Below are 18,045 nucleotides of genomic sequence, written 5' to 3' on the forward strand. Positions count from 1 at the left end.
CAATCACCCGCTTCCGTTCATAAGAATTTGTTTAAAGCGTTTTTGCTGATCACGTTCCCCGACCACGACCACAGTAGCATCCTCGCTAATAATCACTTCCGGGCCGGGATTTACATACTTGTTCCCTTTTTTCTCAACAATGGCAATAACCGTAGCTCCTGAATTTTGGCGTACATCCAGCTCACCGATGGACTTGCCAACACTAGCATAGTGAGGTTCCACTCTGTACCATTCAATAATAAAATCGTCGAACGTCATTTCTACGCTTTCAAGCTGCTTGGGCTTATACGTCATGCCACCGATAATGGAGGCCACCAATCGCGCTTCCTGATCACTTAGGGTCGTCATAGAAATACTTTGTTCCAAATCCTCATAATCAAAATGATACAACTCACGTCTGCCGTCATCATGAATAATAATGACAAGGCGATCGCCATTTTCCGCATCTATTCGATATTTAATCCCGATTCCTGGCAAAATAGATTCTCGAATATCCATTTGTAATGCCTCCTGTATTGTACATTTGTTTAAAATTGGTATGGGAAATAAATCACATACATTAGGTGTGACATGGAACTTTTTCTCACATTATAAAATTACATTAATTGGCATAAAAACAGACAGAGAACAGACTTACTTATTAAACTATTAGGAAAGGTTTACAAAAAGACATGCAAATATGGTGTGCATGCAAGAGGGGTTAAGCCACATAACTGGAGGTGAATTTGATGGGGAACAAGTACAATTGCTTTTTCAGCTTGCAGATGACTGGAATAAAAGGCAGACGTAGTTTTGGAATACTCAATAGTAGCACCAACGCCACCAAAATGACAAAGGGAAGTGATTTGGCCGCAGCAATCACCAGATGAAGGACCGGAGAGGATTTGCGGATCGCTGGTTTGGAGTGATGCTCCAGCCCATGGGAATCCGTTTCCAACGAAGAAGCTTCAACAATCGGCATGAGAGAAGATCCCGCAGTAAACTGGAGGGATTGAGTAGTATCTTCCGCGTGAAACGTCACAGGAAGGGACAAAATCTGAACGAGGCTCAATATGACAATCATGAGTGTACGCAGCATGTTCAGCATCGTTGACATCTAATCCCCTCCCTCTTGTGAAAAATTCATATTACTATAACCTTAACATACGCAACCCTAAATATTCAAACGTATTGAGTTGCAGCCATTCTTTATAACACCAAAACCTTCTCTTTGAAACCTGATTTTTCTCATTTTACGCTGTATCCTGTTTCCAGTCGTTCACTTCGTATAACCCTTTGCAGCCCGCCATATACTGTAATCAGTGATCGAAAGGAGTGAGCCAATGGAACTGTTTACAGTGTGGACCCATACAGACGGGAATCAGGAAAGCGACCGTTTTTATCAGGTGGTCAAGAGTAGAAACAAAGGACTACATATGTCACGGCGCGGATTTCGATTCACTTTCAGACAACTGGAAAACAAAGTGGCATGGACCTGCAAGGGTACAGAGAGCAATCCAGCGTTTGAAAGTTTTCTCCCCTGTGTATACAGCATCATGGCTTCCGCAATAGCGGATTATATTATCGAAGTGAAGGAATGGGGGATGCTCAATCTGATCCTCGCTAAAGCCTGTTCGCTACTGGAGGAAGAGGATACGGAGCAGATTCGCAGCATGGTGCGTTCTTTGTTAAAGGATGATGGCTCAAGAGGGCGTATGAAGCGTCACGGCAAACTGGCGGCCTTACTGGAAAAGGATTTTATGGAGCTGCGCGTGATTAATCTGGAAGGGCTTATTCAATTCAGGTTGAACACATACAAAAAAGAGCTTGAGGAAATCGTCGACTATGCCATGGAAGAGTTTTGGGCGGATCGGCAGTATGAAGAATTTATGGGATTGCTCAAATATTTTGTGTTTTTCCAGGAAAGTAAAGTTCCACTAGTGCATGTGCTTCATCAGGGTGGGCATGATTTTACCATCCTCGATAGCTCCATGGTGCCGATACCGACACCTGAAGGAGATGACATTATTGTGGAAATGCCAGGGGTTGAACTGGAAATGGAGGTTGAGGACAGGATCGTCAGTACACTCATTTCGATTTCGCCTGCTTCCATTATATTACACACAGACGACGAGCACACCCCTATTGTGCGGACGCTCCTGCATATTTTTGAAGATAAAATGAAGCTCAGCAGGCTCTATCCCGGGCAGGATGTTCAAAAATAATCAAGTGCTCGTATAAACCAACGGATTTCTGGAAAGCCTTTGCCTCAAGGGGAGGTTTTTTATGAGATCCATGTTGGTATGGAAACGGATTTTGGGAACCGTGTTAACCACCACTTGTCTGGTATTGCCCGGCAATGAGGTTTATGGTCACAAAGAGCCGGTCCAGCATAAAAAAGGGCAGTCAACGCCTGTTTTGGCTCCACGGAAGGAGCCGGTGATTACGACCATGACGGTCACGGCAACAGGATATACAGCAGGCTATGAATCCACTGGCAAGCGGCCAAGTCATCCGGGTTACGGTATTACGTATTCCGGTGTTAAAGTGCGTCGTGACAAAAACACACTGTCCACGATTGCGGCCGATCCCAAAACATTTCCTTTGGGCAGCATTTTGTACATTCCAGGTTACGGCTACGGCATTGTGGCAGATACGGGATCAGCGATCAAAGGCAATAAAATCGACCTGTATTTCAAAACTACCCGGCAGGTGTATTCCGAGTGGGGCAAGAAAGAAGTGGATGTGCAAATTATTAGAAAAGGAAGCGGAAAATGTACGGAGAAGATGCTGAATTCGCTCCAAAGGGTGATCGAGACGCACAAATCCATTCCGGCCGCTACGCTGGATGATTCCATATAATTCGTGTATATTGTCCTTCCTGACTTCACATACTATGTTGCGGGATAAGCTTATCCCGAAAACATACTGGGAGGTTGAGAATTATGGCAAATCAAGGCGGAAGTTCGTACACAAATCAAGGTAACAAGGCAAACGCAGGAAGTCAGTACAAAGCGGAATTTGCCCAAGACAACTCGGTAGGTGTCGTTTCTCAAAAGGTGAAAAAGTCCGAGCAAAATAAAATTCAGGACAACTACCAGACACCAAATGAGAAATATAGCGAAGAATTCGCAGCAGATCAAGGCGGCACAAGCTCTGTCGCACAAAAGGTACAAAACTCCAGCCGCAGCAAAGTTCAAAACAATGCTCAAACACCGAACGAAAAATTCGACGAAAACTTTAACACGAAATAAAAAGCATATACGATTGACAATGCTCCGGATTCATATCCGGGGCATTTTGTGTTTGAACAAGGCGTAAGCTATCATGGAGTAAAAGGTTTTATCTCCTTTTTAATTGTTTTTAAGGTGGAATTAAGGTTTAAAGTGCAAAATAAAGTCAGCTAAACAACACCACCTTGAAGCATAGGGTTTGGGAGGAGATATACAATGGACGAATTTAAAAATAATAATTCCGGACGCCGGGATGACAACGATCAGGTTGAATCCGATAAAACAACCCGGCAAAATGATTCAAACGGTTCCTCATATTACTATTCGTACGGTCCCTTTTCTTCGGTTCAATCAGATGGACAACGCAAGGATGGGAAGCTTGTAGAGAAGGACGTTGAGATTACGCCACCGCAGGCGGTAAGGCCTCTTCCTTCCTCTTACCATCGTGCCGGGGCTGAACAACAACAAGACGGCTCGGGTCGGAACGGTGGTAACTGGCAATTTAAACAAAATAAACCCAAGTCCCAGGTAAAGACGATTTTCCTATCCTTTTTGGCCGGGATGCTGGTTATTACGGTTCTGATGTACACGGCCGACCGCACGAATATGTTCACTCCTGAGACGGCGTTGACTTCGGCGGCAGCTGAAAGCGGAGAAACGACTAATTCGGGAACGACGAGTCAGTTACCTAACGCAGTTCCGGCTGTGATGCCTTCCGGCACTGCAGACGTTCAATCCGTTGTGGCCAAAGCGGGTCCGGCAGTCGTCAAAATTGAAACACTGGCTAAGCAATCTAGTAGCAGTGGCAGACAAAGCAGTCCTTATTATAATGACCCGCTATATCAATATTTTTTCGGTAATCAGTATGGAGACAGTGGTAATAGCGGAAACAACGGCAGCAGCAATGAAAATGAAGGCAGCAACAGCGGACAACTGACTCCGCTTGGTATTGGTTCCGGCTTTATTTTCGATAAAACGGGCTACATCCTGACGAACAATCACGTTGTTGAAGGCGCGAATGTGGTCCAGGTCACGGTAGAGGGAACCAATAAGCCTTATGAAGCCAAAGTGCTGGGCAAAAATGCAGACCTGGATCTGGCTGTGCTGAAAATTGAAGGCAAGGATAACTTCCCGACGGTAACGTTAGGCAACTCCGAAAATGCTAAAGTCGGTGAGTGGATGGTAGCCATCGGTAACCCTGAAGGCTTCGAGCATTCGGTAACAGCCGGGGTGTTGAGTGCGAAGGAACGTACGATTACCATTAACAGTGAGTCTACGGGAAAACCTACTCAATATAAACATTTAATTCAGACCGATGCGTCCATTAACCCGGGGAACTCTGGTGGCCCTCTGTTGAACCTGCAAGGACAGGTTATCGGCATGAACGTAGCTGTCAGTGCTGACGCACAGGGAATCGGGTTTGCGATTCCGTCCAATACGATTTTGGAAGTCGTCGACAAGCTGAAAAACAATCAGCCTATTCCGAAAGAACCCGTTCCTTTCATTGGCGCAAGTCTGTTGAATCTGAGTCCCGAAGTAGCCAAGGAATTGGGGACAACCCTGACTGAAGGCTCAGTGGTGCGGGATATTATCTACAAATCACCAGCTTATCAGGCGGATCTGCGTCCTTATGATGTGATTATCGGAGCTAATGGTACTCCTTACAGCACATCACAGGAGCTGATCGATTTCATTCAAAAGCAAAAAGTGGGTACAGCACTGACGCTTAACATTGAACGGGCAGGACAGAAAAAGGATGTCCAGTTAAAAGTGGGTAACAAGAACGACTTTAGCTCGACTCTTCAACAGTAATTCAATCATTCTTAAAAGTGAAAAATGTGAAAAGAAGCGGAAGGAAGCTACCTTCCGTTTCTTGCTGTATGCGGCAGCAAGATGCTACACGCGTCTACTCCTGCTACAATAGAGTGAAAAGAAGATAATAAAGGAGCTCGATGGTGTATGCGTTCTACCGTTCTGATTATTGATGACGATGAAAAAATTGTGTCCATGCTGCGCAGAGGGCTGGCCTTCGAGGGCTATGAAGTGATGACGGCTGCCAACGGCGCAGAGGGATTGAATAAAATGCTTACAGCTGAGCCAGACGTTGTCGTGCTGGATGTGATGATGCCTCAACTGGATGGTTTTGAGGTATGCCGTCGCATGCGGGAGGGAGGAAGTACGGTGCCCGTTCTGATGCTTACAGCCAAGGACGAGGTGGAGAACCGGGTCAAGGGACTGGATCTGGGTGCAGACGACTATCTCGTCAAGCCGTTTGCTCTGGAGGAGCTACTGGCTCGTGTGCGGGCGCTTCTGCGCCGTAAAACCGAGCAGCAGGATCATAATGGACATCGACTGACCTTCGAAGATTTACAGCTGGATAACGAATCGCGTGAAGTGGTTCGCGGCGGCAAGCGGCTGGAGCTGACGGCAAAGGAATTTGAACTGCTCCACTTGTTTATGCAAAACCCGAAGCGCGTTCTGTCTCGTGATCTGATTATGGACAAAATTTGGGGTTATGACTACAGCGGAGAGTCAAACGTGCTAGAAGTGTATATTGCCATGCTCCGACAAAAAACGGAGCAGGATGGCGGCAAACGGCTCATTCGTACGATTCGGGGAGCGGGTTATATTTTAAGAGGTGATGTGTAATTATGCCTATTCGTTGGCGACTGACAGCTTGGTATTCCAGCATCTTGGCTATAGTACTTGTTATGTTTGGACTGGCTATTTACGGACTGGTATATTATTACACATATAATGAAGTGAAAAGTCAGCTTATGAACCAGACGCCACGTATTAACAAGCAGTTACTGCTTACCGTCAAAGGAGGACTGTTTGAGGTCCCCAATCTGGATTTGGGCTTGGTGCAGGGTCGTGGAATTGATGAATCACAGCTATATGTACAAATTTATAATTATACATCCGGTGTCACCAAGACGACGCAAAATATGAAAAATCTCGATATTACCTTTCCGGTTCCATCCACAGCGGCAGGAGCGGTTCAAAATGAGGGAATTCGACGTGTAAGTGTGGATGGGGATTCCTTTATGATTTATCAGCAACCGATCAAATCTGAGGAACTGGGATTAGTGGTTGGACTGTTACAGGTGGGGCAATTTACAGGCTCTCAGGATCGGCTTATGAACAGGCTGCAAAGTGTGCTTGTATACGGTTCGTTATTTGCTTTACTCGCCGCTGCGACCTCAGGCCTCTTTTTAGCCCGCAAGTCCATGAAGCCGCTGGTCAAGGTGATCGAAGGGGCTAATCAGATTCAGTCCAGTAATGATTTGAGTGTTCGCATTGAATATGATGGACCGCCAGATGAAATTGGGCAACTGATCGCGACGGTTAACAAGATGCTGGGGCGTACGGAGGTTTTTTATAAGGAGTTGGAGGATGCTTATGGAGCCCAGCGCCGCTTTGTAGCCGATGCTTCCCATGAACTGCGTACGCCGCTTACGACAATCCGAGGCAACGTTGATTTTTTGCTTAAAATGTGGACTACCGAGCCGGGAGACCGACCCGATATGGATGAAGCGATGATTCGTGAACTCTCTATGGAGGCCCTGAGTGATATGGCGGATGAAGGAAAACGGATGAGCCGTCTGGTTGGCGATATGCTGTCGCTCGCCAGAGCAGATACAGGGAAAACCTTCGAGAAGGCCCCGGTGGCGCTGGAACCACTCGTAAGTGAGGTTGCCCGGCGTGCTCAATTTTTGGAGCGGACGTCCGAATGGAATGTGGGTGACTTTTCGATACTGAATGGCGTTTATATGGATGGCAGTAAGGATTATTTGCAGCAAATGCTGTTCATTTTCATAGATAATGCGTTCAAATATACACCTGAAGGTATGGTCCGGTTTGATGCTATCGTCTATCAGGGACAGGTAGGTCTGCGGATTAGTGATACAGGCATCGGGATGGACAAGAGTGAGGTTCCCTTTATTTTTGACCGCTTTTATCGGGCGGATGAGTCGCGCGGGGTGACGGAGGGAATTGGCTTGGGTTTGTCCATTGCCAAGTGGATTATAGATGAGCATCACGGGTCCGTGGAAGTGGTTACACGCCAAGGGGAAGGGACGACATTTATCATCTGGCTTCCGGTCAGCTTTTCCGCGCCTTTGGAATAGGCTATAATAGGAAGGCAACTACATCATAGAATTGGCCGGTAAAGGCTTGGATGCCGCAGCTACCCAGTTTTTGGAGCTGTATACTGTGTCGAAGAAAGCGGGTGCTATTTTTGGAAGTGCTCAGAATTTCGCCCCGGGGTTACTGCTACGGCGTAGTCGATGCCATGGTATTGGCTCGTCAGGCGGCCAGAAACTTGGATTTACCTCGGCCTATTTATATACTAGGCATGATTGTGCATAACAGTCATGTCACAAATTCCTTCGAGGATGAGGGAATTATTACACTGGACGGCCCTAACCGTATGGAGATTTTAAGCCAGGTGGAGAGTGGTACCGTTATTTTCACCGCCCATGGTGTATCCCCTGAGGTTCGCAAGCTGGCTCGCGATAAGGGGCTGACTACGGTTGATGCAACTTGCCCGGACGTCACGAAGACCCATGATCTGATTCGGGAGAAGTCTGCCGAGGGATATCAGATTATTTATATCGGCAAAAAGAATCATCCCGAGCCGGAGGGAGCTATCGGCATTGCTCCCGACCATGTTCATCTGATCGAGAAGGAAGAGGAGATCGACAGCCTTACATTGTCTGCGGGCAAAATCCTGATCACGAATCAGACGACTATGAGTCAGTGGGACATCAAGCACATTATGAAAAAGCTGCTGGAGAAGTTCCCGGGTGCCGAAATACACAATGAAATCTGTCTGGCCACTCAAGTGCGTCAGGAAGCGGTAGCGGAGCAAGCCGGACAGGCGGATCTGGTGATTGTCGTTGGCGATCCGCGCAGTAACAATTCAAACCGATTGGCTCAGGTGTCTGAGGAAATTGCGGGTACAACAGCTTACCGTATTTCCGATGTAACAGAGCTGAAGCGGGAATGGCTGGAGGGCGTTCACAAGGTAGCAGTGACCTCTGGAGCTTCTACGCCTACGTTGATTACGAAAGAGGTTATTTTGTACCTGGAGCAATATGATCCGGCTAACCCGGATACATGGGAGATTCAGCGGACGATTGATATGAAGAAGCTGCTACCCCCTGTGCGTGAAAAGTCAAAAACGACTAAATAATTTGTAACAGATCATGGCTGCTATTCGGAAAGGGACTCCCGGATAGCAGCTTTTTTTGAATTGGACGCTAGACCCACCCGGACTAAATCGGCATCACGAGGATCGAAATTGCAGGCCAGTATTCAGGATAATTAAGTCTTGACGAGTACAGGCAAAACAGGTATATTTACTTTAACGAATAAAAGCTTAAAAGCGAACAAGCGAACAAGCGTTTAAGTGATATAATGTCATCTGTAAATGGTCCATTAAATATGTTTAATAGAGAGGAAGAAAAATATGATCGTTATCGCTGGTGTCCAAACACCTGAAGAACATATCCAGGCTATTGTTGCAGTTATTGAAAAAGAAGGTTTGCAGGCTCATGTTTCCCATGGATCGGATCGTACGATTATCGGGCTGATCGGCAGTGTAGAGCCCAAGTTGGCTGAACACCTGCGCCAAATGAAGGGCGTAGAGAATGTAGTCAAAATATCGAAGTCTTACAAATTGGCGAGCCGTGATTTTCATCCCGAAAACACCGTCATCTCTATCAAAGGTGTGAATATCGGCGGAGGCGAGCTTGTTATTATGGGTGGACCATGCGCCGTTGAGTCTGCTGCGCAGATTGACGAAATCGCTGCATTGGTTAAAGCTGCGGGCGCACAAGTTCTCCGTGGAGGTGCTTTTAAGCCGCGTACGGGTCCTTACAGCTTCCAAGGAACGGGTGTAGAAGGTTTGATCATGATGGCCGAGGCGGGCAAGAAGCATGACCTGCTGACCATCACAGAGGTTATGACACCCGAATACGTGGATATCTGTGCGGAGTATGCGGATATTTTGCAAGTAGGTACACGTAACATGCAAAATTTTGATCTGTTGCGCAAGCTGGGAACCTGCGGCAAACCAGTGCTGCTCAAACGTGGTTTCAGTTCGACTTACGATGAGTTCCTGAATGCTGCCGAGTATATTTTGGCGGGCGGTAACCCGAATGTTATGCTGTGTGAGCGCGGAATCCGGACATTTGAAACCTACACTAGAAATACGCTGGACCTGTCAGCTATTCCTGTTCTGCAACAACTGAGCCATTTGCCGGTTATTTCCGACCCGAGCCATGGCACAGGGCGCCGTGAGCTGGTTGTTCCTATGACGAAGGCTTCGGTGGCTGCCGGAGCAGACGGGTTAATTATTGAAATGCACACGGACCCCGACAATTCGATGACGGGTGATGGTGTACAATCCCTGTTCCCGGATCAATTTTCAGATTTGCTGAAAGATTTGGAATTGCTGGCTCCAGCTGTAGGAAAAACATTTCATACGCCTAGTACCATTTCTTAAAACCAATACTTAACATTAATGCATAAAAGTTTTGCCGCAACGCAGTCATTTGATTAAAATCGCCCCAAAAGCCCGATGTTTCGGGCTTTTTGTGCTATTCAAATGTTATCAAGAGCGTAAGCATATCTAACATTAGTTTAAAAAATACCTTACATAGCTATTGACCCGTGTCATGTTTGAGATTTATAATGACGACAGAAAAAAACATTCGATCATGAACATTTCAGGGTTGTATAAGACTTAATGTTCGGAAAATTGGGAGGAAGAAGACATGTCCGTTGAAAATGTATTAAAAACAATTCAGGAAAATAATATTGAGTGGGTAGATTTTCGCTTTGTAGATTTGTCCGGCCGTGCTCACCATATTTCGTTGCCAGCTTCCGAAGTAGATGAAGAAACATTTGTTAACGGTGTTGCTTTCGACGGTTCTTCCATTCCCGGCTATCGTGGCATCGAGGAATCCGACATGGTTATGCTGCCCGATGCGGAAGCGGTTTTTATCGACCCTTTCACTCAGCATCCTACACTGAATATTCTGTGTGACATTGCTACGCCAGACGGCGAAAAATACGACCGCGATCCTCGCGGCATTGCAAGAAAAGCAGAAGAATTCCTGAAAACTGCTGGTGTAGGTACAAAAGTTAACTTTGCACCTGAATCCGAATTTTTCATTTTTGACGAAGTGCGCTATGGAAGCAGTATGAACAGCTCCTCCTTCTTTGTAGATTCCGAAGAAGCAGCTTGGAATACGAATCGCAAGGAAGAGGGCGGCAATCTGGGCTTTAAAGTGGGAGTGAAGGGCGGATATGTGCCTGTAGCGCCAGTAGACACCCAACAAGACATCCGTAGTGAAATGTGCCGTTTGCTTGAAGAAGCAGGTCTGAGAATTGAGCGCCATCACCATGAGGTTGCTACGGCAGGCCAGGCGGAAATTAACTTCCGTTTTGATACACTCAAGAAAACAGCTGATAATCTGCTTGTTTATAAATACATTGTACACAACACAGCTCGTCAATACGGTAAAGTGGCAACATTTATGCCAAAACCACTCTTTGGAGACAACGGAAGCGGTATGCACGTTCACCAATCCATTTTCGATGGAGACACTCCTTTGTTCTACGAAAAAGGTGCTTACGCTAACCTGAGCGAACTGGCCCTTCATTACATTGGCGGTATCCTGTACCATGCACCAGCGCTGATCGCTTTGACGAACCCAAGTACGAACTCGTTCAAGCGTCTCGTTCCAGGCTATGAAGCTCCAGTTAACCTGGTATTCTCCAAAGGTAACCGTTCTGCGGCTGTCCGTATTCCAGTAGCGGCTGTTACGCCTAAAGGCTGTCGGATCGAGTTCCGTACACCAGACTCCACAGCTAACCCTTACCTGGCCTTCTCTGCAATGCTGATGGCGGGTCTGGATGGCATCAAGCGCAAACTGAACCCGATCGAATTGGGATATGGTCCACTTGATACGAACATCTATGAGCTGTCTGACGCTGAAATTGGTAAAATCCGCAGTGTTCCTGCTTCGCTGGATGAGGCTTTGGATGCTCTGGAAGCTGACTACGAGTTCTTGACAGAAGGCGACGTATTTACGAAGGACTTTATTGATAACTATGTAGAGCTCAAACGTTCTGAAGCTAAATCGGTTAACATCCGTGTTCATCCGCACGAATACAGCCTGTATTTCGACTGCTAATAGCAGTTAATAAATGAGCTGCATGGTTGCTCTTAAATAACAATCATTAGTTAATAAAACAAGCAGCATAGCTGCCTTGAATACTAACCATTTGCCTATGGGTAACGGTTAGTATTCAAGATAGGTCTCCGGTTTTTAAGCCGGGGACCTTTTAACATTAAATTAAATACCACAAAATTAAGATGTTAAATATACTTACATTCACATCTTTGTCACATCGTAAATGAAATCGGCAACTTTTTTTAACAAGTCTTGAACGCTCCTATGATTACTGCTATCATAGCGATAATATCCGCACCAGAGTAGAGAAGGGATGGGAATTTGTTGAGTAAGAGAGCCTATAATTTTAATGCAGGACCAGCGGCATTGCCGCTCAAAGTGCTGGAACGTGTACAAGCTGAATTCGTAGATTTTCAGGGAACAGGTATGTCCATTATGGAAATGTCTCACCGTGGAGCTGTGTATGAATCTGTTCATAATGAAGCGCAGGAACGTCTGTTATCTCTGCTAGGCAATCCAGAAGGCTACAAGGTGTTATTTCTGCAAGGAGGCGCTAGTACGCAATTTGCTATGCTGCCCTTAAATTTCTTGAGCGAAGGGCAGACAGGAAGCTATATCATGACAGGAAGCTGGTCAGACAAGGCTTATAAGGAAGCCAAGCTTTTGGGCAAAGCCCACATTGCTGCATCCTCTGCTGATGAAAAGTATATGCGTCTTCCGAATGTGGATTCTTTGGACTTGCCTGACAATACTGCTTATGTGCATATTACCTCCAACGAGACGATTGAAGGTACACAGTTCAAGCAATTCCCGGATACCGGTTCTGTGCCGTTGATTGTGGACATGTCCAGTGATATTTTTTGCAAGCCGTTTGATGCTACTCAATTCGGACTGATCTATGCTGGAGCACAAAAAAATCTGGGACCTTCCGGCGTAACGGTCGTGATCGCCCGTGAAGAACTGTTGACATCTTCACCGGACAACGTTCCTACGATGCTGCGTTACAGCACTTATGAAAAGAATAATTCTCTCTACAATACACCTCCATCCTTTGCTATATACATGGTGAATGAGGTACTGAAATGGATTCAGGAAGAAGGCGGCCTGGAAGGTATTGAACGCATCAACCAGCAGAAAGCTGCTTTGCTCTACGACCGTATTGACAGCAGTGAAGGCTTCTACCGTGGTTGTGTAGACGTCGCTGACCGATCCATTATGAATGTGACCTTCCGCCTCGCAAATGAGGACTTGGAAAAGCAATTTATTAAGGAGTCTGAGCAGGCCGGTTTCATCGGTCTGAAGGGACATCGTAGTGTAGGAGGGCTCCGCGCTTCGATCTACAATGCTGTTCCACTGGAGAACTGTCAAGCGTTGGCCGAGTTTATGGATAGCTTTAAGCAGCGTCATAGCTGATTGTAACGGACATATATTTCGATACACGAATGTTGGAAATCGAAAAAACGAAGTAAAGCCTTCCCTGAACGTGTATAGGGGAAGGCTTTTAGTGGTGTGGAGCGATTATTTTTTTGGTTTGATGTTCATATCTCACCGATTTTGTTAAAATAATAGAATGTGTAAATTTTTTCAGTTCAAAAATGAAGGGAACGAAACGTGATGCCATTACATATTGTGCTTGTTGAGCCGGAAATTCCGGCTAATACAGGGAATATTGCTAGAACGTGTGCTGCTACAGGAACACATCTGCATCTGGTAAAGCCGCTGGGCTTCCGTACCGACGATGCCACGTTAAAACGTGCTGGACTTGATTACTGGTATGCGGTCCACATTGAATACCATGAATCTTTTGCTGAGGTGCAGGAGAAGTATCAGGAAGGTCGCTTTTTTTATGCCACCACGAAAGCGAATCAGCGTTATAGTGATATTGCATTTCAGGATGGAGACTTTCTGGTATTTGGCAAAGAAACGAAGGGGCTGCCTCCCGAGCTTCTGGCTGCCAACCCGGATACATGCATCAAGATGCCTATGTCAGATAAAGTAAGATCGCTAAATTTGTCGAATTCCGCTGCAATTATCGTATATGAAGCGCTGCGGCAAATGGAATTTCCAGGTTTATCGTGAATAATATCAAGTGAGTGGGTATAAGTGCGAATAAAGAACCAGGACCTTAGTTGCTAATCAAGCCTCGCGCCTCTGTTGTTCAGACAAACCCGACGTAGGGCTTGAAAATAAGGTTATAATCAGTAATTTGTAAAATCCTCAGAGAAAGCTAATGATAATGGACATTTCGGTCGATAAAAATATTACAGACATTCTGTGCCATACTTTGATATGGTTCATGATTTTATGAAAAAATGTAATAAAATTTCCTGTGATCAGCAGGATTCGACAAAAAGACAGCGAATACTACATAAAGAATAGTGTCTTTGTACCTAGTTTTTCGCAGGGAAAAAATTGAAATTCATAATGAAATAGGAGAGGTGTACGATCACGATGAAACCTGCCGGTGTGGTGCGTAAAGTTGATCAACTGGGAAGAATAGTGTTGCCCAAATCACTGCGCAAAAGATATCAAATGAATGAGGGAGACCCTGTCGAAATTTTGGTTCAGGGTGACCATATTATTTTGGAGCGTTATCGTCCGAAATGTGTATTTTGCGGATCAGTTGAGCAAGTGAACAATTTTAAAGATCGTTATATTTGTGCTCAATGCTTGACGGAAATGACACAGTACTCCTAAAATGGGGCAAAAGCATCACGACATTTGTTCGTGATGCTTTTTTTCTTATAGAGTATAAGGGAGCAAGCGTAGTTTACATGCTTGTAAACGATAAACTCCTATTTATAGAACAAAAAATGAGTAGGGACCGGACGCAGATTGCCATCCGACGGCTTGTTCACGATCTGATCGTTCAGGATGAGTGAGGAGGAGCCTCCCCCGTCCAGATTATAAGCATTCTGAACGCCGAGATTGTACATTTTTCCCTGTATTTCTTCCAGTGTTGCACCTGAACCCCCGCTTTCATTGTAGCCGTCTACGACAATAATGAGCAGTTGATCATCTTTATAGTTGCCGATGGCTGTACGTGGCGCTCGTTTGGGCGATACCTTCCATTTATCCGGAATAGGCATCTTTTGGCCGCTTTGCAGCAGTACGGGAACGAAGGTAGCTCCAAAGGCAGGCTTTAGGCTGTCCAGAGCGCCCTGACTGTAAAACTTGCCACCGATGAGCTTGCCGGTGTTGCTCAATCCGACGAAGGACAAATCCTTAAAACTGGACTGAAAGCCGGTCAGGTAATGGCCGTTCATGACGGTAGTGCTTAATGGATAGCGTTTGCCGTCTCCATCCGCAAAGCCGCCTGCATTAATACCAGCGACAGCTCCGTGTCTCAGGACAGCACGCATGGTCGTTTCGGAGCCGCCCAGTTTGTCGCTCCCCAGAGACATTTTCATAGCGGCAGGATCTTTAAGCTTGACCTTCATGGCATAGCCATGATAAATCCCCGGGTTCATCTTAAACAATTCAATAGTAATCCGGTTGCTGTCTACCCGCTCATAGGGAACCCCGAGCTTGGCGGTGATGCGTCGATTATAGATTTTTTCGGGACGCTTGGATTGAGTGGAGGCCGTTTGGACAAGCTGGTTCATCGTTTGGGTTGTTTGCTTGTACAGTTCCGATGTTCGGCGAATAGTAGACAAGGTGTATGTTGCCGTTTGTTTGGCTTCATCAAGCTGCTTGCCTACTGATTGCGTTTGTAGAACGACCTCGGCTTTTTGCAGACTCGGGACGGTAGACCCCGAAAAACTAAATGTGGGATGAATTAACAAAACACACCCCAACAAACCGATAAAAGGAGCAAGGGCCAACATGAAGAAACGATTTACCTGTTTTGTATCCATATTCATTTCAGCAGGTCCATTTTTTTCTGAAGTGTATTGAGCTGCTGCTTAACTTCGTTCAGTTGGGTGTAAAGCTTATTGCTGTTGTCGGTTTTATTGTTTGCATTATCCTTGGTAAAGGTCAGCAGCTCATTGAAGGACTGCACTTTGCCCTCTAATCCGTTAACTTCCTTGGAAAGCGCAGCCAACTGTTTTTCATAGTCGGTTTTGAGCGCTTGAATCTGCTGGTTCGTATGGGTTTGCATTTCGTTCAACATTTCCTGCTTCAAATGATTGCTGTACAGATAGGTTGCGAGAGCACCTAGTATAATAAGCAGGAACCAAAATAGCAGAAAAGCCTTTACGGGCATCCCCTTTCTTGAAGTGCCCCGCCGGGATTCGGCAGGAGGGTGTTCAGGTGAAGCTTGCATGCGATTTTTCAACTCCCGTGTAAAATCAAATTTCCAGTCTTTATTTTGCAGTTCCAATTCTATCATGGGCCTATTTATTTCGCAAAAGCGAAATAGATGCATAAAATTATTTGGAAAAAGAGATTGCAACGGAAGGAAGTCCTAGGATACAATTTCCTTAAGCGATTTTCGCTTCTTATATGTTCATATTTGCGCAATTTCTACATATGCAACCCCAAATTATAGATTCATTTTCGCTAACTATGTATTTTTATGTATTTTTTGTGAAATCAGGAGGTTTAGATATGAGAAAAGTATGGCAGGTGGTCATCATAGACATCCATCCTACAAGTATGCTGGGAACAAAGCTTATTTTGGAAGACCAGCAGGATTTGCTTGTCAGAGGGATGTCCTCCTCCGGGACGGAAGGTCTGGAATTGGCTTGCTCCATTCGGCCGGAAATCATTTTAATGGATTACAGGTTGCCTGAGGGAACGGCGGAACCGTTCCTAACACAAATACGGGCCTTGTCTCCAGACAGCCATATTGTTATTATGACGGATGAGGATAATATTACGCTGTTCCAACAGCTGATTTCGCTGGGAGCGAATGGAATGCTATCCAAACAGGCGTCACCAAGCCAGTTGATCCATCTGATCAACGGTTTGCGCGAAGGATTTGCTTCGTTACCGATGGATTGGATTCGTTGTGGAAATTGGCCTTTTATGCCGCTCATGGCTTCTGAACCTTTCGACGAATTGACACAGACCGAAATTTTCATTATGGAACGTATTGTGCAAGGAATTACATATGACAAAATTGCTATCGAGATCGAAGTCAGTCGGCGCTCCATTGATAATTATCTACGTAAAATTTATGCTAAATTGGGCGTGTCCAGCCGGGCGCAGGCGATTGAACGTTATGCCTTGTACGCGCGTCAAGCGAAGCAGCTGTATGCCTGACGCGCCAACCCGGAGGTCGTGAGCCTATTTTTCAGGAGAAGGAGGATGTTCATGCAATATTCCTTTGCTTCACGAACCGCTGCAATGTTGGCTTCTCCAGTGCGTCATATCCGGGAAAATGCGAGAAGACACTCCTTTATATCTTTGGCTGAAGAATTGCCTGCACAAGAGCTCTTTCCAGTGAAGCTGCTGGAAGAAGCGGCTCATGATGTATTTGGTTCTGGCCCTGACGCCCTCCAGTATGGTGAACCGGAGGGCTATTTTCCTTTGCGGGCGTGGCTTGCAGGAGAGTGGGAACAGCGCAAAGGAGTTAGAGTGCCACCAGGACAGATTCTCCTGACAACAGGCAGTCAGCAGGCCATTGACCTGATTGTAAGGCTGATGGTGGATGAACGCGACCCTGTGTTAGTCGAAAATCCGACATCTCCCGGATGTCTTCAAGTGCTCTCAATGCAAGGTGCGCAGATCGTTCCCGTTGAATCTGATGGAGAAGGTGTGCGTCCCGATCAGCTTGAAGCCTTAATCATTCACCACCATCCCAAGCTTTTTTTCGCCACACCCACGTTTACGAATCCGACCGGTTCCTTATGGAGCGCGGCAAGACGTCAGGAGATTTTGGAGCTGTGCAGGCTCCATCAGGTGCTGATCGTGGAGGACGATTCTTACGGAGAGCTACATTTTAAACAAAAAAATGAATCCGGCGACAAGAGCCAGCATGGGCAAAGTCGGAAATTTGCAGAAGCCTATCCTTCGCTATTTGCGCTGGATCATGCGGGGCAGGGTGGTCAGGTGCTATATATCGGTTCATTCAACAAAACGGTTGCGCCCGCACTGAGAACCGGATGGGCGGCAGGCCCCGCTCCGTTGATCGAAGGTATGTACGCTTTGAAGCAGTTGGCCGATATGCAGTCCAGTACGATGAACCAGCGACTCCTGTTCCAGTTGCTGACCAGCTCGCGGTTTCAATGGCACGAGCATTTAGCCATGCTGAACAAAGAGTACTCGACACGTCTGCAATTAATTCTGGAGCTGCTCAAGCGTCCATTTTGGAAAGATGTGACGTACCATATTCCGTCCGGCGGCATGTATGTGTGGGTTCGGTTGCCCGATGGGCTGGACAGCGCACTGCTGCTAAAGGCGGCCTTACCCAAGGGTGTAGCCTTTATGCCAGGAGAGTTGTGCGCGGTTGGCAGCGAAGGCGCGTCCCATATCCGCCTGAACTTCAGCCATCCGGGCCGCGAGCAGCTACTCATGGGCATGAATTTGATCGGTGAGACGATCAGTGAATTCACTGCGCGAAGCTAGCTGTGGCTGAATGCTCTGCTTGCTGTGGCATAGCTTCCGGCAGTCGCGGCGTCAGAAGTAAGCTGTAGGCTTTTCAGTGATCGTCTGCATTCGGAGCGCCTGAAGTAGGCGGC

Annotated in this window: 18 protein-coding genes; 14 read left to right on the forward strand and 4 right to left on the reverse strand. The window is 46.3% G+C overall.

The genetic code is table 11. The annotated features are described in order from the left end of the window. Nucleotides 1–3 precede the first annotated feature (3 nt). Nucleotides 4–498: a cation:proton antiporter regulatory subunit gene (locus tag QMK20_RS07630; RefSeq protein ID WP_134910545.1), complete on the reverse strand. Its 495-nt coding sequence runs from the start codon at nucleotides 496–498 to the stop codon at nucleotides 4–6. 202 nt (nucleotides 499–700) lie between these two features. Further along, nucleotides 701–1,096: a hypothetical protein gene (locus QMK20_RS07635; RefSeq protein WP_283655246.1), complete on the reverse strand. Its 396-nt coding sequence runs from the start codon at nucleotides 1,094–1,096 to the stop codon at nucleotides 701–703. A 226-nt stretch (nucleotides 1,097–1,322) separates the two neighbouring features. On the opposite strand from QMK20_RS07635, the gene QMK20_RS07640 reads away from it, so the two are divergent. The 12 genes from QMK20_RS07640 to QMK20_RS07695 all read left to right on the forward strand — a co-directional run bounded on the left by QMK20_RS07640 (nucleotide 1,323) and on the right by QMK20_RS07695 (nucleotide 14,116). Then, nucleotides 1,323–2,204: a putative sporulation protein YtxC gene (locus QMK20_RS07640; protein WP_044647432.1), complete on the forward strand. Its 882-nt coding sequence runs from the start codon at nucleotides 1,323–1,325 to the stop codon at nucleotides 2,202–2,204. 61 nt (nucleotides 2,205–2,265) lie between these two features. Continuing rightward, nucleotides 2,266–2,841, forward strand: coding sequence for a 3D domain-containing protein (locus QMK20_RS07645; RefSeq protein WP_283655247.1), 576 nt, complete (start codon nucleotides 2,266–2,268; stop codon nucleotides 2,839–2,841). Between the two features lie 83 nt (nucleotides 2,842–2,924). Beyond that, nucleotides 2,925–3,233 carry a hypothetical protein gene (locus QMK20_RS07650; protein WP_283655248.1) on the forward strand — a complete coding sequence of 103 codons (309 nt, stop codon included), beginning with the start codon at nucleotides 2,925–2,927 and terminating at the stop codon, nucleotides 3,231–3,233. 195 nt (nucleotides 3,234–3,428) lie between these two features. Continuing rightward, nucleotides 3,429–5,024, forward strand: a complete 1,596-nt coding sequence (locus tag QMK20_RS07655; protein WP_283655249.1) for a S1C family serine protease — start codon at nucleotides 3,429–3,431, stop codon at nucleotides 5,022–5,024. Between the two features lie 147 nt (nucleotides 5,025–5,171). Beyond that, nucleotides 5,172–5,861: a response regulator transcription factor gene (locus QMK20_RS07660; protein ID WP_283655250.1), complete on the forward strand. Its 690-nt coding sequence runs from the start codon at nucleotides 5,172–5,174 to the stop codon at nucleotides 5,859–5,861. Nucleotides 5,862–5,863: 2 nt separating this feature from the next. Further along, a complete protein-coding gene (locus tag QMK20_RS07665) occupies nucleotides 5,864–7,342 on the forward strand; it encodes a sensor histidine kinase (protein ID WP_283655251.1) in 1,479 nt (492 codons plus the stop codon). Between the two features lie 110 nt (nucleotides 7,343–7,452). Further along, a complete protein-coding gene (locus QMK20_RS07670; protein WP_044647438.1) occupies nucleotides 7,453–8,409 on the forward strand; it encodes a 4-hydroxy-3-methylbut-2-enyl diphosphate reductase in 957 nt (318 codons plus the stop codon). Between the two features lie 276 nt (nucleotides 8,410–8,685). Further along, entirely contained in the window at nucleotides 8,686–9,723 is a 1,038-nt protein-coding gene (gene aroF / locus QMK20_RS07675) for a 3-deoxy-7-phosphoheptulonate synthase (RefSeq protein WP_025682268.1), read from the forward strand. A gap of 271 nt (nucleotides 9,724–9,994) precedes the next feature. Beyond that, a complete protein-coding gene (gene glnA / locus QMK20_RS07680; protein WP_044647439.1) occupies nucleotides 9,995–11,419 on the forward strand; it encodes a type I glutamate--ammonia ligase in 1,425 nt (474 codons plus the stop codon). Nucleotides 11,420–11,740: 321 nt separating this feature from the next. Then, nucleotides 11,741–12,832, forward strand: a complete 1,092-nt coding sequence (gene serC, locus QMK20_RS07685) for a 3-phosphoserine/phosphohydroxythreonine transaminase (RefSeq protein WP_283655252.1) — start codon at nucleotides 11,741–11,743, stop codon at nucleotides 12,830–12,832. Nucleotides 12,833–13,033: 201 nt separating this feature from the next. Then, complete coding sequence (trmL, locus tag QMK20_RS07690) at nucleotides 13,034–13,498, forward strand: tRNA (uridine(34)/cytosine(34)/5-carboxymethylaminomethyluridine(34)-2'-O)-methyltransferase TrmL (protein ID WP_283655253.1); 465 nt, start codon at nucleotides 13,034–13,036, stop codon at nucleotides 13,496–13,498. 372 nt (nucleotides 13,499–13,870) lie between these two features. Beyond that, nucleotides 13,871–14,116: an AbrB/MazE/SpoVT family DNA-binding domain-containing protein gene (locus QMK20_RS07695; RefSeq protein ID WP_014280616.1), complete on the forward strand. Its 246-nt coding sequence runs from the start codon at nucleotides 13,871–13,873 to the stop codon at nucleotides 14,114–14,116. Between the two features lie 98 nt (nucleotides 14,117–14,214). Here the strand turns inward: QMK20_RS07695 and QMK20_RS07700 are convergent, their stop codons facing one another. Both QMK20_RS07700 and QMK20_RS07705 read right to left on the reverse strand, forming a co-directional pair. Continuing rightward, nucleotides 14,215–15,282, reverse strand: coding sequence for a phosphodiester glycosidase family protein (locus QMK20_RS07700; protein ID WP_283655254.1), 1,068 nt, complete (start codon nucleotides 15,280–15,282; stop codon nucleotides 14,215–14,217). Further along, the gene (locus QMK20_RS07705) at nucleotides 15,279–15,686 is read right to left on the reverse strand and encodes a hypothetical protein (RefSeq protein WP_044647467.1); all 408 of its coding nucleotides are present in this window, start codon (nucleotides 15,684–15,686) and stop codon (nucleotides 15,279–15,281) included. The genes QMK20_RS07700 and QMK20_RS07705 overlap by 4 nt, the downstream gene beginning before the upstream one ends. 284 nt (nucleotides 15,687–15,970) lie before the next feature. Here QMK20_RS07705 and QMK20_RS07710 point away from each other — a divergent pair, with 284 nt between their 5' ends. Together QMK20_RS07710 and QMK20_RS07715 are read left to right on the forward strand one after the other, a co-directional pair. After that, entirely contained in the window at nucleotides 15,971–16,627 is a 657-nt protein-coding gene (locus QMK20_RS07710) for a response regulator transcription factor (protein ID WP_044647442.1), read from the forward strand. Between the two features lie 51 nt (nucleotides 16,628–16,678). After that, nucleotides 16,679–17,932, forward strand: a complete 1,254-nt coding sequence (locus tag QMK20_RS07715) for an aminotransferase-like domain-containing protein (protein ID WP_283655255.1) — start codon at nucleotides 16,679–16,681, stop codon at nucleotides 17,930–17,932. Nucleotides 17,933–18,045 lie beyond the last annotated feature (113 nt).

This window comes from Paenibacillus sp. RC334 (assembly GCF_030034735.1).
GTDB classification, from domain to species: domain Bacteria; phylum Bacillota; class Bacilli; order Paenibacillales; family Paenibacillaceae; genus Paenibacillus; species Paenibacillus terrae_A.

Coding starts and splice junctions, on each gene's coding strand:
- QMK20_RS07700 (WP_283655254.1), bottom strand. CDS start 15,282: ATGAATATGGATACAAAACAGGTAAATCGTTTCTTCATGTTGGCCCTT.
- QMK20_RS07630 (WP_134910545.1), bottom strand. CDS start 498: ATGGATATTCGAGAATCTATTTTGCCAGGAATCGGGATTAAATATCGA.
- QMK20_RS07710 (WP_044647442.1), top strand. CDS start 15,971: ATGAGAAAAGTATGGCAGGTGGTCATCATAGACATCCATCCTACAAGT.
- trmL (WP_283655253.1), top strand. CDS start 13,034: ATGCCATTACATATTGTGCTTGTTGAGCCGGAAATTCCGGCTAATACA.
- QMK20_RS07715 (WP_283655255.1), top strand. CDS start 16,679: ATGCAATATTCCTTTGCTTCACGAACCGCTGCAATGTTGGCTTCTCCA.
- aroF (WP_025682268.1), top strand. CDS start 8,686: ATGATCGTTATCGCTGGTGTCCAAACACCTGAAGAACATATCCAGGCT.
- QMK20_RS07635 (WP_283655246.1), bottom strand. CDS start 1,096: ATGTCAACGATGCTGAACATGCTGCGTACACTCATGATTGTCATATTG.
- QMK20_RS07655 (WP_283655249.1), top strand. CDS start 3,429: ATGGACGAATTTAAAAATAATAATTCCGGACGCCGGGATGACAACGAT.
- QMK20_RS07705 (WP_044647467.1), bottom strand. CDS start 15,686: ATGCAAGCTTCACCTGAACACCCTCCTGCCGAATCCCGGCGGGGCACT.
- QMK20_RS07645 (WP_283655247.1), top strand. CDS start 2,266: ATGAGATCCATGTTGGTATGGAAACGGATTTTGGGAACCGTGTTAACC.
- glnA (WP_044647439.1), top strand. CDS start 9,995: ATGTCCGTTGAAAATGTATTAAAAACAATTCAGGAAAATAATATTGAG.
- QMK20_RS07650 (WP_283655248.1), top strand. CDS start 2,925: ATGGCAAATCAAGGCGGAAGTTCGTACACAAATCAAGGTAACAAGGCA.
- QMK20_RS07695 (WP_014280616.1), top strand. CDS start 13,871: ATGAAACCTGCCGGTGTGGTGCGTAAAGTTGATCAACTGGGAAGAATA.
- QMK20_RS07640 (WP_044647432.1), top strand. CDS start 1,323: ATGGAACTGTTTACAGTGTGGACCCATACAGACGGGAATCAGGAAAGC.
- QMK20_RS07665 (WP_283655251.1), top strand. CDS start 5,864: ATGCCTATTCGTTGGCGACTGACAGCTTGGTATTCCAGCATCTTGGCT.
- QMK20_RS07660 (WP_283655250.1), top strand. CDS start 5,172: ATGCGTTCTACCGTTCTGATTATTGATGACGATGAAAAAATTGTGTCC.